The 12935-nt window shown below is 68.9% G+C and carries 12 protein-coding genes and 1 tRNA gene; 1 reads left to right on the forward strand and 12 read right to left on the reverse strand.

Annotation, left to right across the window (positions count from 1 at the left end; all coding sequences use genetic code 11):
• Window positions 1-38: 38 nt before the first annotated feature.
• The 5 genes from C4K88_RS07140 to rpsB form a co-directional block, all read right to left on the reverse strand.
• Window positions 39-1016: a phosphatidate cytidylyltransferase gene (locus tag C4K88_RS07140; protein WP_104120954.1), complete on the reverse strand. Its 978-nt coding sequence runs from the start codon at window positions 1014-1016 to the stop codon at window positions 39-41.
• Window positions 1016-1573: a ribosome recycling factor gene (gene frr / locus C4K88_RS07145; RefSeq protein WP_104120955.1), complete on the reverse strand. Its 558-nt coding sequence runs from the start codon at window positions 1571-1573 to the stop codon at window positions 1016-1018. The genes C4K88_RS07140 and frr overlap by 1 nt, the downstream gene beginning before the upstream one ends.
• Before the next feature lie 114 nt (window positions 1574-1687).
• On the reverse strand, window positions 1688-2428 hold the full coding sequence (pyrH, locus tag C4K88_RS07150; protein WP_104120956.1) for a UMP kinase: 741 nt from the start codon (window positions 2426-2428) through the stop codon (window positions 1688-1690).
• Between the two features lie 176 nt (window positions 2429-2604).
• Window positions 2605-3441: a translation elongation factor Ts gene (gene tsf / locus C4K88_RS07155; RefSeq protein WP_104120957.1), complete on the reverse strand. Its 837-nt coding sequence runs from the start codon at window positions 3439-3441 to the stop codon at window positions 2605-2607.
• Window positions 3442-3516: 75 nt separating this feature from the next.
• On the reverse strand, window positions 3517-4461 hold the full coding sequence (gene rpsB, locus C4K88_RS07160) for a 30S ribosomal protein S2 (protein ID WP_104120958.1): 945 nt from the start codon (window positions 4459-4461) through the stop codon (window positions 3517-3519).
• 694 nt (window positions 4462-5155) lie between these two features.
• Here rpsB and C4K88_RS07165 point away from each other — a divergent pair.
• Complete coding sequence (locus C4K88_RS07165) at window positions 5156-5743, forward strand: M23 family metallopeptidase (protein WP_241521763.1); 588 nt, start codon at window positions 5156-5158, stop codon at window positions 5741-5743.
• Window positions 5744-5918: 175 nt separating this feature from the next.
• Here C4K88_RS07165 and C4K88_RS07170 read toward each other — a convergent pair whose 3' ends face one another.
• The 7 genes from C4K88_RS07170 to C4K88_RS07200 form a co-directional block, all read right to left on the reverse strand.
• The gene (locus C4K88_RS07170; protein WP_104121281.1) at window positions 5919-7109 is read right to left on the reverse strand and encodes an acyl-CoA dehydrogenase family protein; all 1191 of its coding nucleotides are present in this window, start codon (window positions 7107-7109) and stop codon (window positions 5919-5921) included.
• Window positions 7110-7303: 194 nt separating this feature from the next.
• Window positions 7304-7377, reverse strand: a tRNA-Ile gene (locus tag C4K88_RS07175).
• A gap of 64 nt (window positions 7378-7441) precedes the next feature.
• Window positions 7442-8671, reverse strand: coding sequence for a glycosyltransferase (locus C4K88_RS07180; protein WP_104120960.1), 1230 nt, complete (start codon window positions 8669-8671; stop codon window positions 7442-7444).
• A gap of 49 nt (window positions 8672-8720) precedes the next feature.
• Window positions 8721-9596 carry a DMT family transporter gene (locus C4K88_RS07185; RefSeq protein WP_104120961.1) on the reverse strand — a complete coding sequence of 292 codons (876 nt, stop codon included), beginning with the start codon at window positions 9594-9596 and terminating at the stop codon, window positions 8721-8723.
• On the reverse strand, window positions 9584-10207 hold the full coding sequence (locus C4K88_RS07190) for a CDP-alcohol phosphatidyltransferase family protein (protein ID WP_104120962.1): 624 nt from the start codon (window positions 10205-10207) through the stop codon (window positions 9584-9586). Before C4K88_RS07190 ends, C4K88_RS07185 begins: the two co-directional genes overlap by 13 nt.
• A gap of 102 nt (window positions 10208-10309) precedes the next feature.
• Complete coding sequence (locus C4K88_RS07195) at window positions 10310-11116, reverse strand: phage holin family protein (RefSeq protein ID WP_167398987.1); 807 nt, start codon at window positions 11114-11116, stop codon at window positions 10310-10312.
• Between the two features lie 123 nt (window positions 11117-11239).
• Window positions 11240-12676: a sugar porter family MFS transporter gene (locus tag C4K88_RS07200; RefSeq protein WP_104120964.1), complete on the reverse strand. Its 1437-nt coding sequence runs from the start codon at window positions 12674-12676 to the stop codon at window positions 11240-11242.
• Window positions 12677-12935 lie beyond the last annotated feature (259 nt).

Here is a 12935-nt window from a genome sequence, read left to right on the forward strand (position 1 = left end):
GGGGCCATCGGCTCCGGGGTTCCGCGGCCAGCCTAGGGTCAGATCATGCCCGGGATCAAGACGGCGGACAGGAGATAGGCCACCGGGCACGCCAGGACGATCGAGTCGAGGCGATCCATCACCCCACCGTGGCCGGGGAGGATGGTGCCCATGTCCTTGACACCCAGTTCACGCTTGATCATCGACTCGGCGAAGTCGCCGGCGGTGGCCGAGGCGACGACGACGACGGCCAGGACCAGGCCGATCCAGAGCGGCTGCCCGAGCAGGAACACCGCACAGGAGCCGCCCACGATCATCGCACCGCCGATCGAGCCGCCGAAGCCCTCCCACGATTTCTTGGGGCTGATCTTCGGGGCCATGGGGTGCTTGCCGAAGAACGCTCCGATCAGGTACCCGAAGGTGTCGTTCGCGACGACGAGCAGCAGGAGCGTGGCGATGATGAGGTAGCCACCCTCGGCGCGCATCAGGAGCATGGCGAAGCTCATCATGAACGGCACCCAGAGCAGGGTGAACGTCCCGGCCATGAGGCTCTTCGCGGCATCCGGTGCCGGGTCGAGCGAGCGCCACAGGAAGATGCCGACGACGGCGGCGACCGTCGCGGCGGTGAGCCCCTCGGGTCCGCCGAAGTAGGCGGAGAACGGGAGGACGAGCGTCCCCGCCAGGGTCGGCGCGAGGGGCACGCGGATGCGCCGCAGGCCCAGGGCCCGCGAGATCTCCCACACGCCCACGGCGGCGAACAGGGTGACGATGCCCCCGAAGACGACCGGGAAGAACAGCAGGCCCGCCAGGACCGGGATCAGGAGCCCGGCGCCGACGCCGATCGCGGCGGGGAGGTTGCGCCCTACCCGCGAGGGCGCTCCGGACTCCCGGGCGGGCCGTCGCCGCTTCTGCCGCCCCAGGACGGATCCCCCGGGACGGCGCGCCCCGCGGGCTCCGGATGTGGCGGCCGTGGCTGTCCCGGCGTCGGCCTTCGGGGCACGCCCGAGGCCCGCGCCGGGGGTCTGGTGATCCGCCATCAGACCTCGAGCAGCTCGGCTTCCTTGCGCTTGAGGAGCTCGTCGACGAGGTCCACGCGCGCCTTGGTCATCGCGTCGAGTTCCTTCTCCGCGCGCGAGCCCTCGTCCTCTCCGGCGTCGCCGTCCTTGACGGCCTTGTCGATGCCGTCCTTGGCCTTGCGGCGCACGTTGCGGAGGGAGATCTTGGCGTCCTCGGCTTTGGTCTTCACCAGCTTCACGTACTCCTTGCGGCGCTCCTGGGTGAGCTCGGGCAGGACCACCCGGATCACGTTGCCGTCGTTGGACGGGTTCGCACCGAGGTCGGAGTCCCGCAGGGCGCGCTCGATGTCGTTGAGGGAGGCGCGGTCGAACGGGGTGATGAGCAGGGTGCGTGCCTCGGGGTTCTGGAAGGACGCCAGCTGCTGCAGCGGGGTGGGGGCGCCGTAGTACATGACCACCACCTTGGAGAACAGGGAAGCGTTCGCCCGGCCGGTGCGGACCGTCGCGAAGTCCTCCTTTGCGACCTCCACGGCCTTGTCCATCTTGTCGGTGGCTTCCAGCAGGGTCTCTTCGATCACAATGTCTCCTTCGGTCCGCAGTCGGCTGCACGGCAACCGTTCCAGTGGTTCATCCTAGTTCAACGACGCGCCGCGCCACGGCGGCGCCGGCGGCGTGGCCGTCCGGCCCCGGGGTCAGGTGGTGACGAGGGTGCCGAGCTTCTCGCCCCGGATGGCGCGCGTGACGTTGCCCTCGCCCTGCATCCCGAAGACCACCATGGTGAGGTTGTTGTCCTTGCACATGGTCATGGCCGTCTGGTCCATCACGCGGATGTCCCGGCGCAGGGCCTCGTCGTAGGACAGCTCGAGGAGCTTCTCCGCCGTCGGGTCCTTGTGTGGGTCGGCGGTGTAGACGCCGTCGACACCGCTCTTGGCCATGAGGACCTCGTCCGCGTGCACCTCGAGCGCACGCTGGGCGGCGACCGTGTCGGTGGAGAAGTAGGGCAGTCCGGCGCCCGCACCGAAGATGACCACGCGCCCCTTCTCGAGGTGGCGGATCGCGCGCCGGGGGATGTACGCCTCGGCGACCTGACCCATGGTGATGGCGCTCTGCACACGCGTCTCGACGCCTGCCTGCTCGAGGAAGTCCTGCAGGGCGAGGCAGTTCATGACCGTGCCGAGCATGCCCATGTAGTCGGCGCGGGAGCGGTCCATGCCGCTCTGCGACAGTTCGGCGCCGCGGAAGAAGTTGCCGCCGCCGACGACGATCGCCACCTCGACCTCGCCGACGGTCGCGGCGATCTGCTGGGCGATCCCGCGGACGGTCTCGGGGTCTACGCCGAGCTTGCCGCCGCCGAAGACCTCACCGGAGAGCTTGAGCAGGACCCGGCGCCGCCCGGCGGGACCACCCGTCGGAGCAGTGGAAGTGGTGTCCATGAAGTGCCTCCCGGGCATAGTGCTGTGGGCCGGTCCTGGTCGGACGGCCGTGGTGCGAAGGGTGGGATGGTGCCGGATCCGTAACAGGATACGGCGCGCTTCCCGGGCGCAGGAAAGGGCGGCCACCTCGAGGGGTGGCCGCCCTTCACCGTTGTACTGGAGACCGGCCTGGGGTACTAGGCTCCGACGCGGAACCGCGCGAAGGCCGTGGCCTTGGCGTCGGCCTCGGTGAGGACCGCGGCGACGGACTTCTTGGCATCCTTGGCGAACGCCTGGTCGAGAAGGACGCTCTCCTTGAAGAAGCCGGTGAGGCGCCCTTCGACGATCTTCGTGAGGGCCTGCTCGGGCTTGCCCTCGGCGCGGGCCGTCTCGTCGGCGATGCGGCGCTCCGACTCGACGAGCTCGGCGGGGACGTCCTCGCGGGTCAGGTACGTGGGCGAGTACGCGGCGATGTGGACGGCCACATCGTGCGTCGCCGCGACGGCGGCGTCGCCCGAACCCTCGGCGGCGAAGAGCACGCCGACCTGGGCGGGGAGGTCCTTGGACGTCTTGTGCAGGTAGGCGTCGACGAGCTGGCCCTCGATGCGGGCGATGCGGCGGATGTCGACCTTCTCGCCGAGCAGCGCGCCGGCTTCGATGACGTGCTCGGAGACGGGCTTGCCGTCCAGCTCGAACGCCAGGAGGGACGCGACGTCGGCGGCGCCGGACTCGACGGCCGCACCGAGCACCTTGTTGGAGAACTCGATGAAGGGACCGGCCTTCGCGACGAAGTCGGTCTCGCAGTTGACCTCGATCATGACGCCGACATTGCCGTCGACGCGAGCGGCGACGAGGCCCTCGGCAGTCGACCGGCCTTCGCGCTTCGTCGCACCCTTGAGTCCCTTGATGCGGATCAGTTCCAGGGCCTTGTCGGCGTCGCCGTTGGCCTCGTCGAGGGCCTTCTTGACGTCCATCATGCCTGCGCCCGTGCGCTCGCGCAGGGCCTTGATGTCAGCGGCAGTGAAATTTGCCATATGAACTCCTAAGTTGGGTGGATCGGAACATGCGTAAGGGGCATGGTTCGACCCACACCCCTTACGCAGCGAGGACTACTTGGTGTCGCTGGCGGCTTCCGTGGCGGGAGCTACTGCTTCGGGGACTTCCTCGGCGATGGGGGCCTGCAGTCCTGCGGGCGCCTCCTCGACGGCGGGAGCCTCGGCGGGTGCTTCGGCGGCGGGGGCCTCGGCTGCAGCTTCGGTCGCCTCGGGCGCGGCAGCAGCGGCGTCGGAGTTGCCCTGGAGCAGTTCACGCTCCCACTCGGCCATGGGCTCGTCGGCTGCGGCTTCGTTGTTGCCCGAGCGGTTGTGGCGGGCCATGAGGCCCTCGGCCACGGCGTCGGCGACGACCCGCGTCAGCAGGTTGACGGCGCGGATGGCGTCGTCGTTGCCCGGGATCGGGAAGTCGACCTCGTCGGGGTCGCAGTTGGTGTCGAGGATCGCGACGACGGGGATGTTGAGCTTCTTCGCCTCGTCGATGGCGAGGTGCTCCTTCTTGGTGTCGACAACCCACACGACCGAGGGGGCCTTGGTCAGGTTGCGGATACCACCGAGGTTGCTCTGCAGCTTCGTCAGCTCACGCTTGAGGAGCAGGAGCTCCTTCTTGGTGTGGCCCGATCCGGCGACGTCGTCGAAGTCGATCTCTTCGAGTTCCTTCATGCGCTGGATGCGCTTGGAGACCGTCTGGAAGTTGGTGAGCATGCCACCGAGCCAGCGCTGGTTGACGTAGGGCTGGCCGACGCGCGTCGCCTGGTCGGCGATCGCTTCCTGGGCCTGCTTCTTGGTGCCGACGAAGAGCACGGTTCCGCCGTGGGCGACGGTGGCCTTGACGAACTCGTAGGCGCGGTCGATGTAGCCCAGCGACTGCTGGAGGTCGATGATGTAGATGCCGTTGCGCTCGGTGAAGATGAAGCGCTTCATCTTCGGGTTCCAACGGCGGGTCTGGTGACCGAAGTGGACGCCGCTGTCGAGCAGCTGGCGCATGGTTACGACTGGCATGTTCTGCCTTTCTTCAGCTCCGGCTCGGGCGCGATGCGCCGCCTGGAGCTTGTTGACGGTTGTCTCGGTACCGGCCGGGGTGGCCGGTACGTCCTGGTACCCGGTCGTCGGATGGACGTGCCCGCCCGTACCGGACTTCTCCGGACCGCAGGGTGGGCACTTCGGCGCCAGAGGCAGGCGCCGAATCACTGGTACGCGTAGTCAGGCCGCTGATTCCACGACCCATCGATGCCAGGGGCACGCGGAGGTGGGAGCAGCGGACTGCTGGATCCAGTGTACTACAGCGGCGGTACGGCGCCGGGCGGACGCCGGGCGGACTCCGGGCCGACGCCGGGCGGACTCCAGGCTGTTCCAAGAGCTGGCGAGGGGGCCCCTGCTGTCCTGCTGTCCTGCTGTCCTGCTGCAGGATGTCCACATACGGGCCTCCGTCCTCATCCCCCACGCCCGAGGGGGCCAGGCTGGAGCCATGGCCTGTCCTCCCGATCCTCCGGCACCCCGGTCCCAGCGTCGCCGTCGCCTCGGCCGCCACGGTGCTGTTCCTACCCGTACTGTTCCTGCTCGCGCTGTTCCTGCCGGTGCTGTTCCTACCCGTACTGTTCCTAGCCGTACTGTTCCTAGCCGTACTGCTCCTAGCCGTACTGTTCCTAGCCGTACTGCTCCTGCCCGCGCCGCTCTTGCCCGTGCCGTCCGCGCGGTGGGCGCAGCACTCCTCGCCGTGCTGCTCTGCTCCCCGTCCGGCACCCCACCCGCTGCGGCCGCTGTCATCGAGTTCACGTCAGCATCGGTGTGGTACGCGCCGGCACCGTACGTGCCGGAGTGGTCCTGGCCACTGGCTCCGGTGCCCGAGGTCCTGCGGCCGTTCGAGAAGCCGCCGCAGAAATGGAAACGGGGCCATCGGGGCGTGGATCTCGCCGGCGCTGGTGTCGGCGGTGCGGGAGTCGGCGGATCCGTCCGTGTGCTGAGTCCGGCGGACGGCATCGTGTCCTTCGCCGGGACCGTGGTGGACCGGGGCGTGCTGTCGATCGACCACGGCGACGGTCGGGTCAGCAGTTTCGAACCGGTCTCCACCGACCTGTCCCGCGGCGAGCACGTCGCCCGGGGCCAGGCGGTGGCCACGCTCGCTCCCCTCCCCGACGGGACCGGCCGGGGGCACTGCGCTCAGCCGTGCATCCATTGGGGGGTGCGGAGGGACGGGGAGTACGTGGACCCGCTGTCCTTCGTGACGGACCGGCGTCCGTCGGTGCTCCTGCCCCTCGATGACCGTCGGCGCGGTGGCACGTGAGGGGCGGCGCCGCTGATGCGCCCTGGAATCTGCGCCACTGTGGCGCGTGAGGGGCGGCGCCGGTGACGCGCAGTGGGACCTTCGCTGCGGCGGCACGTGAGGGGCGGCGCCGGTGATGCGCCGACTTGCGCCGCGGCGGCACGCGAGGCGTGCCGCCGCAGCCGCCTGGTCCTGCCTAGACGAACGCGGCGATGCCCGTGATGGACCGGCCGGCGACGAGCGTGTTGATCTCCTGCGTGCCCTCGTAGGAGTAGATCGCCTCGGCGTCGGAGAAGATCTTCGCCATCTCGTAGTCGACGACGATCCCGTTGCCGCCGAGGATGTTCCGTCCTGCTGCGACGCTCTCGCGCATGCGGGCGGTGGTGAATGCCTTGGCGAGGGCGGACTGCTCGTCCTTCGCCTTGCCGGCATCCTCGAGCTGGGACAGCCGCACCATCATGCCCATGGAGCTCATGGCGTTGCCCAGGATCTGCACGAGCTGCTGCTGCACCAGCTGGAAGCTCGCGATGGGCCGGCCGAACTGCTCGCGCTCCACGGCGTACCGGCGGGCGACGTCGAAGGCGGCGAGCTGCTGGCCGACGGCCTGCCAGCCGACGGCCAGACGGGTCACCTTGAGGACCTTGTTCGTGTCACGGAAGCTGTTGGCGCCCTTCAGGTGGAAGTCGTCCGAGACGACGACGTCGTCGAGGACGATGTCCGCGTTCTCGACGGTGCGGAGGGCGATCTTGTTCTCGATCTTGGACGAGGAGAAGCCCGGGAGCGTGGTGTCCACCAGGAAGCCCTTGACCTGGTTGTCCGCGACGTCCCGCGCGTAGATGACCACCCAGTCGGAGAACGTGGCATTGCCGATCCAGCGCTTGGCACCGTTGAGCACCCACGACCCGCCATCGCGACGCGCGGTCGTCCGGGTCCCGCCGGCGACGTCCGAGCCGCCGAGCGGCTCGGTGAGGCCGAAGGCACCGATCTTCTTCATCGCATAGATGTCCGGCAGCCACTCCTCCTGCTGCTCCCTGGAGGCGAGGGCCTCGATGGACCCGGTGAAGAGCCCATCATGAACGCCCATGAAGGTGGCGAACGAGGTATCGGCCCGGGTGAACTCGGCGTGCATGATGCCGGCGAAGAGATTGGAGTACCCCTGCCGGTAGACCGGGCTCATCGGGTCCAGTTCCGCGATCTTCGGGATGAGGTCCCGGGGGAAGACGCCCTTGTTCCACCAGTCGGCGGCGTTCGGGCGGACCTCGCGCGTCAGCCAGGTCCGGATCTCCTGCAGCCTCGCTCGTTCCTTGTCGGACAACAGCTCCTCGAAGGCGAGGAAGTCGCCGTCGGCGTACGGGAGGTTGTCGACGTCGATCGTCGTCTTGCTCATGGGATGCCCCTCACTCTGGTCGTCGGCGACCAGCACTCGACCACTGGATCCTGTGCGGGCAAGCGCCCACGCCCTCATGTTACCCGCCAGTAACTTAGGGCGCCAGCGGCCCGCCGGTGGTGGCCGACGGGCCGGGGAACGACGCATGCGCCACCCCGGAGGATGGCGCATGCCTGGGTCGTGGACCACGGATGTAGGGCTGCTGGGGCTTGAACCCAGGACAAACGGATTATGAGTCCGCTGCTCTAACCAGCTGAGCTACAGCCCCCAGGAAGCGCGGAGCCCCTGGTGCGTCACCGCCGGGACACCAGCCCCGGCACCGGACGCAGCCTTCATTGTATGCGGCCGGCGAGATCCTCTTCACGGTGGGCTGGTGCCTGCGAGGAGAGGGTCCCGTAGTAGAGGCCCTCGAAGGTCTCGAGTGTCGCTGTGATGTCGTGCTTGCCCACCATGGCCCGGCTCGCGGCGCCCATCTCCTCCTGGTCCTCGCGGGAGAGGCTGAGGATCTCCGTGATGCGCTTGCCCAGCTCCACGGCGTTCCCGGGCTCGAACAGGTAGCCGTTCTCGCCGTCCGACACCAGGTGGGGCAGCGCCATGGCATTGGCGAGCAGCACCGGCGTCGACGCGGACATCGCCTCGAGGGTGACGAGCGACTGCAGCTCGGCGGTGCCCGGCTGGCAGAACAGCGCGGCGCGGATGTAGCTCAGGCGCAGTTCGTCGTCGTCGATCAGGCCGCGGAAGCGGACGCGGTCGGCGATCCCGAGGCGGGCGGCCTGCGCCTGCAACGCCGGCTTGACCTCGCCTCCGCCCACGATCTCGAGGTGGACCTCCAGGTGCTCGGGCGTCGTCGCGACGGCGTCGATCAGCACGTCGATGTGCTTCTCCTCGGCGAGCCGGCCCACGAAGAGGACGGTCGGGTGGTCGTGGGGTTCGATCGCCTCGCCCGGCCGGACCTCGTAGGCGGCCGCATCGATGCCATTGGAGACCGGGAGCACCTCGCGCAGGAAGGCGTGGTCGTGCATGGCCTTCGCGGCCAGCGGCGTGGGGGTGGTGATGGCGGCGGCCCGGCCCATCACCTTGCCCATGTCCCTCCACGAGTTCTTGGCGACGATCTTCTTGAACCACTCGGGAAACGGCAGGAACGGGTTGAGGTTCTCCGGCATGAAGTGGTTGGTCGCCACCACACGGATCCCCCGCTTCACGGCCTCGTACAGCGCGTACTGCCCCACCATGTAGTGGCACTGGATGTGCACGACGTCGGGCTGCACCCGGTCGAAGAGCAGGCTGATGTCCCGCTTGATCTCCCAGGGCAGGCAGATGCGCCAGTAGTCGTGCGTGGGGACGCTGTGCGAGCGCAGGCGGTGGACGGACCAGTCGCCGTCGGGCTCGGTGACGCTCGGGCCGTTGGACGGGCGCGGCGCGAGGACGTGGACCGTGTGACCGCGTCCGGCCATCCCCTTCGCCAGCCGGTAGCCGAACTGAGCCGCACCGTTCACGTTGGGCGGGTACGTGTCCGCGGCGATCAGGATGGTCAGGGGCTTGAAATCAGCCGGGTAACTCACGGGGGATTCCCTACGTCGGTGTGCTGGACAGGTCTGTCGATGGCGTGGATCAGCGCTGCCGCTTCACGACGTCGGGGTGGTGTCGGGCCAGGGCAACGACCCCCACAATAGCAACGAGGGCCGCCGCGCCCATGCCCAGCGCGACCACCGTCCGGACTTCGGGCTGGAGCTCCTCGAGGATGACGATGCCCACGGCGATGCCGACGATCGGGTCGATCACGGTGAGGCCGGCGATGACGAGATCGGGCGGGCCCGTCGCGTAGGCGCTCTGGACGAACCAGACTCCCAGTGCCACGGCGGCGGCGAGGGCCAGGAGCGTCGGGATGGGGACGTTGAGCAGGAACCTGCCGTTCGCCTCGAGCAGGTGCCCGGCAACGATCTTCGTGAGGACGGCGACGAACCCGAACAGCACGCCGGCCCCGAGGATGTAGGCGACCGCGTTCAGGCGGTGCCGTCCCACCACGGCCAGGGAGCCGAACAGCAGGACCGCGGCCGCCAGCAGGAGCACCACCGACAGTTCCTGCGCCGGCTCGATCGAGTGGTTCTCACGCGTGACGTTCACGGCGAGGGTGACGAAGAGCGCGCTGCCCGCCACGCACGCAGTGATCGCCGCGACAGTGGGGCGGTTGAGACGAATGCCCTGATCGCGGGAGTTGACGATCGTGGTGATGACCAGCGCGATCGCTCCGATCGGTTGCACCACGGTCAGGCTGGCGAGCGACAGGGCGATCACGTTCAGCGCCGTCCCCACGACGAGCAGGAAGAGCCCGAAGAGCCATCGCGGGTTGGTCAGGAGCCGGGTGAAGCCGGACGAGCTGAGGGTGAGCCCTCCGGTGTTCGCGCGCACGGCACTGCCCTGGCGCTGCGCTCCGAACGCGAGGAAGACGGCACCGAGGAGCGCCAGCGCGATGGCTAGGACGGGCACGACTGCTGTTCGTCCCGCTCCAGCCGATACTTGCGGTGCGCTGCGACGAAATAGGCCCAGAAGGCGACGAGGTGCAGAACGCACGCTGCGACGAGCAGGACCCAGGCGAGGACGAGGATCCAGTCCTGCCCGAAGCCCTCGACCTGATGCAGCAGGAGCAGCGGCGCCCCGACCAGCATCAGCGCGGTCCGGATCTTCCCGACGGTGATGACCGGGAGGTGCAGCGGTCCGCGGAAGAGGACGAGTGCGTTGACGATGAGGATGAGGTCCGGGATGACGATGAGCCAGACGAGCCAGGCCGGTGCGATGCCGTCGACGACGAAGGTCACGGCGACCACGATCATGGCGGTGCGGTCGGCCACGGGATCGAGCCACTTCCCGACGATCGACACCTGGTTGAACCGCCGTGCGACATATCCGTCGACCCAGTCGGTGGACCCCATCACCACGAGCGTGATGACGGCGGCCCCGTAGCGCTGCTCCGCAATGAACCAGACGAACAGCGGGACGCCGAGGAACCGGATGATCGTGATGAGGTTGGGGAGGGTCCAGGCCGTCGTCAGCACCGGGCCGTCGTCGCCCGGCCGCCCTCCAGCCCCGATCAGTCTCATCACCCGTGCCTCCCCATCCCATTATGCAGGCCGACGGCCGGTCCCCCGTCCCCCGCTCGGGCGGGGATCGGGGAACCGGCCGTCGGTCGGTCGGACTGCCTGCTACTTGCTGAGGAGGCGGCGCAGCATGACGATCATCGCCGCGACGGATGCAGCGAGGACGCTCAGCGGCTTCCAGCGGTCGGCGAGGGTCGTGTTGAGGGGGACGTCGCGGCGCACGGCGACGGCCGCGGGCCTGCCGGTGCCGGTCGGGCTGCCGGTGGACTGTGCGCCCTGGGGCGAGCGGTGCCGGGCGCCCTCGATGCGGGACTTGACGTCCACGCGGGCTCCGAGCGAGTCGCGGGCATCGGCGATGTGCGTCCGGCGCTCCCCGGTGCGGCCGCGCAGCTCCTCGTAGGAGGGCGTCGGCTCCTTCGGCTGGGCATCCTTCCCGGTGTCCTTCGGCTTCTTCTCCTCCTTGGGCTTCTTGACGTCGAGCGTGGCCGGGTCGAAGCTGCGGCCCTCCTTGAGCACGCCGAGGTCGTACCGGATGCCGCGGATGGCGTCCTCGGGCACGAGCGGGAGCTGCTTCTTGAGGCGGGAGACCCCGATCAGGGCGAGGATGCCGCCGATGACGATGAAGACCAGGGCGACCAGCAGGGCGGCCAGCCATGCGGGCATGACCTCGGCGAGGCCCATGATGGCGGCGACGACGAGCGCGACGGCGAAGAAGAGGACGAACACCAGGGCGACGACGAGGAGGGCGACCGCGATGCCGGCCTTGGTGCCCTTCTTCTTCATCTGCTCGAGGGCGATCGAGAACTCGTCGCTGACCTGCCGCGGTGTCAGGCGCGCGAGCAGCCTGATCAGCCCGACGATCGAGAGTGAGCCTGTGGACCGCTTGCCGCGCGTACTAGCCGAGCTGTTCATAGGCCCTGCCTCCATTCGTGTGTGTCTTGCTGGACATTCGCTGAACCCAAATTACCATCGGGCCCGGGTTCGCCCGCCTCGGCGCCGTCGGGCGCACGGGGCGCCCCGATGCGGTACTGCCGCTCATCGTGCGGAGGCGAGCTCGGCGTTGTCCTCGAGGTCCTTGCCCGCGAACTCCGGGAGCCTCGTCCGGACGAAGACGAAGGACACGACGGCGAAAACCGTGAAGGCCGCGTACATGACCCACAGGCCGAGGTTCGCGCTGACCCACGGGAAGGTGAGGGTGACGATGAAGTTGAAGACCCAGTTGACCATCGTGGCGACGCCGAGGGCGATCGACCGGATGCGGTTGGGGAACATCTCGCCGAGCGTGACCCACATGACGGGGCCCCAGGTCGCGGCGAAGAAGATGACGAAGAGGTTCGCACCCACGAGGGCGACCGGTCCCCAGATCCCGGGCAGTGCGACATCCTCACCGGCGCCCTCCGCCTGGAGGAAGGCGAGGGTCGCGGCGAGCAGGCCGACCGTCATGCCGATCGAGCCGGCGAGGAGCAGCTTGCGGCGTCCGACGCGGTCGACGAAGAAGATGGCGACGAAGGTCATGCTCACGTTGATGATCGAGGTGATGACCGACGTCGTGAAGGAATCGCTCTCGCTGAAGCCGACGGACTTCCACAGCGTCGTGGAGTAGTAGAAGATCGCGTTGATGCCGACGAGCTGCTGCAGCGCCGCGATGGCCATGCCGACCCACAGGATGGGCTGCAGCCCCAGGGCGGGTCCGCGCAGGTCGCGGTAGCTCGCGCGGTCCTCGCGCTCGAAGCTCTCACGGATCTGCCGGATCTTGCCGTCGGTGTCACGGACGCCCGAGACCCGGGACAGGATGCGCGCGGCGTCCTTGTCGCGGTGGGCCCGGATCAGGAACTGCGGCGATTCGGGGATGATCAGGGCGAGGACGCCGTAGATGACGGCCGGGACCACGCCGACGAGGAGCATCCAGCGCCAGGCGGACAACCCCCACCAGAACTCGTTCGCTGCACCACCGGCGGCGCTCGCGAACGAGGCGTCGGAGAGCAGCGCGACGAAGATGCCGATCGTGATGGCGAGCTGCTGCACGGAGGCGAGGGCCCCGCGCCACTTGGAGGGCGCGATCTCGGCGATGTAGCCGGGGACGATGACGGACGCGATACCGATCGCCAGGCCTCCGACGAGACGCCACACCATGAGGTCCCACTCGGAGACGGCGAAGGCCGATCCGGCGGAGTTGATCGCGAACAGGAAGGCCGCCGCGACCATCACCTTCTTACGCCCCCAGCGGTCGGCGAGCCCGCCGGCGAACCAGGCGCCCACAGCGCAGCCGAGCAGCGTGATGGCGACGGTGAATCCCAGGACGCTCGCGCTCAGCTCGAAGTCGGCCTGGATCGAATCGACCGCACCGTTGATGACGGCCGTGTCGAAGCCGAAGAGGAGGCCTCCGACGGCGGCGGCCATCGTGATGCCGATGACCCGTGCGAGGTGCCGCGGCGGTTCGGCGGTCCCTGTGTCGACGTCGTGCTCGCTCATGTTCGGTTCTCCCTGCTCGTTCGGCCCTCCAACACCCTACGCCAGTCCGAAGCCTGCTTAGCAGCGCCTCGACCGGCCCCGCCGTGCTCCGAGCCCTGGCGGGCTTGACGCGGCATCGTAGGATGAGACAACCGTTGATTCGCCGCAGCAACCAAATCGTCCCGACCGGGACGGCCTGCCGCGCGTCGCGAGCCGCTCCGCCGTCGTCGCCGGGCCGCCGCCGCCATCGACGCATCCCCAGCCCCACCCGATCCGCATC

This window comes from Arthrobacter pityocampae (genome assembly GCF_002927275.1).
Lineage (GTDB): Bacteria > Actinomycetota > Actinomycetes > Actinomycetales > Micrococcaceae > Arthrobacter_D > Arthrobacter_D pityocampae.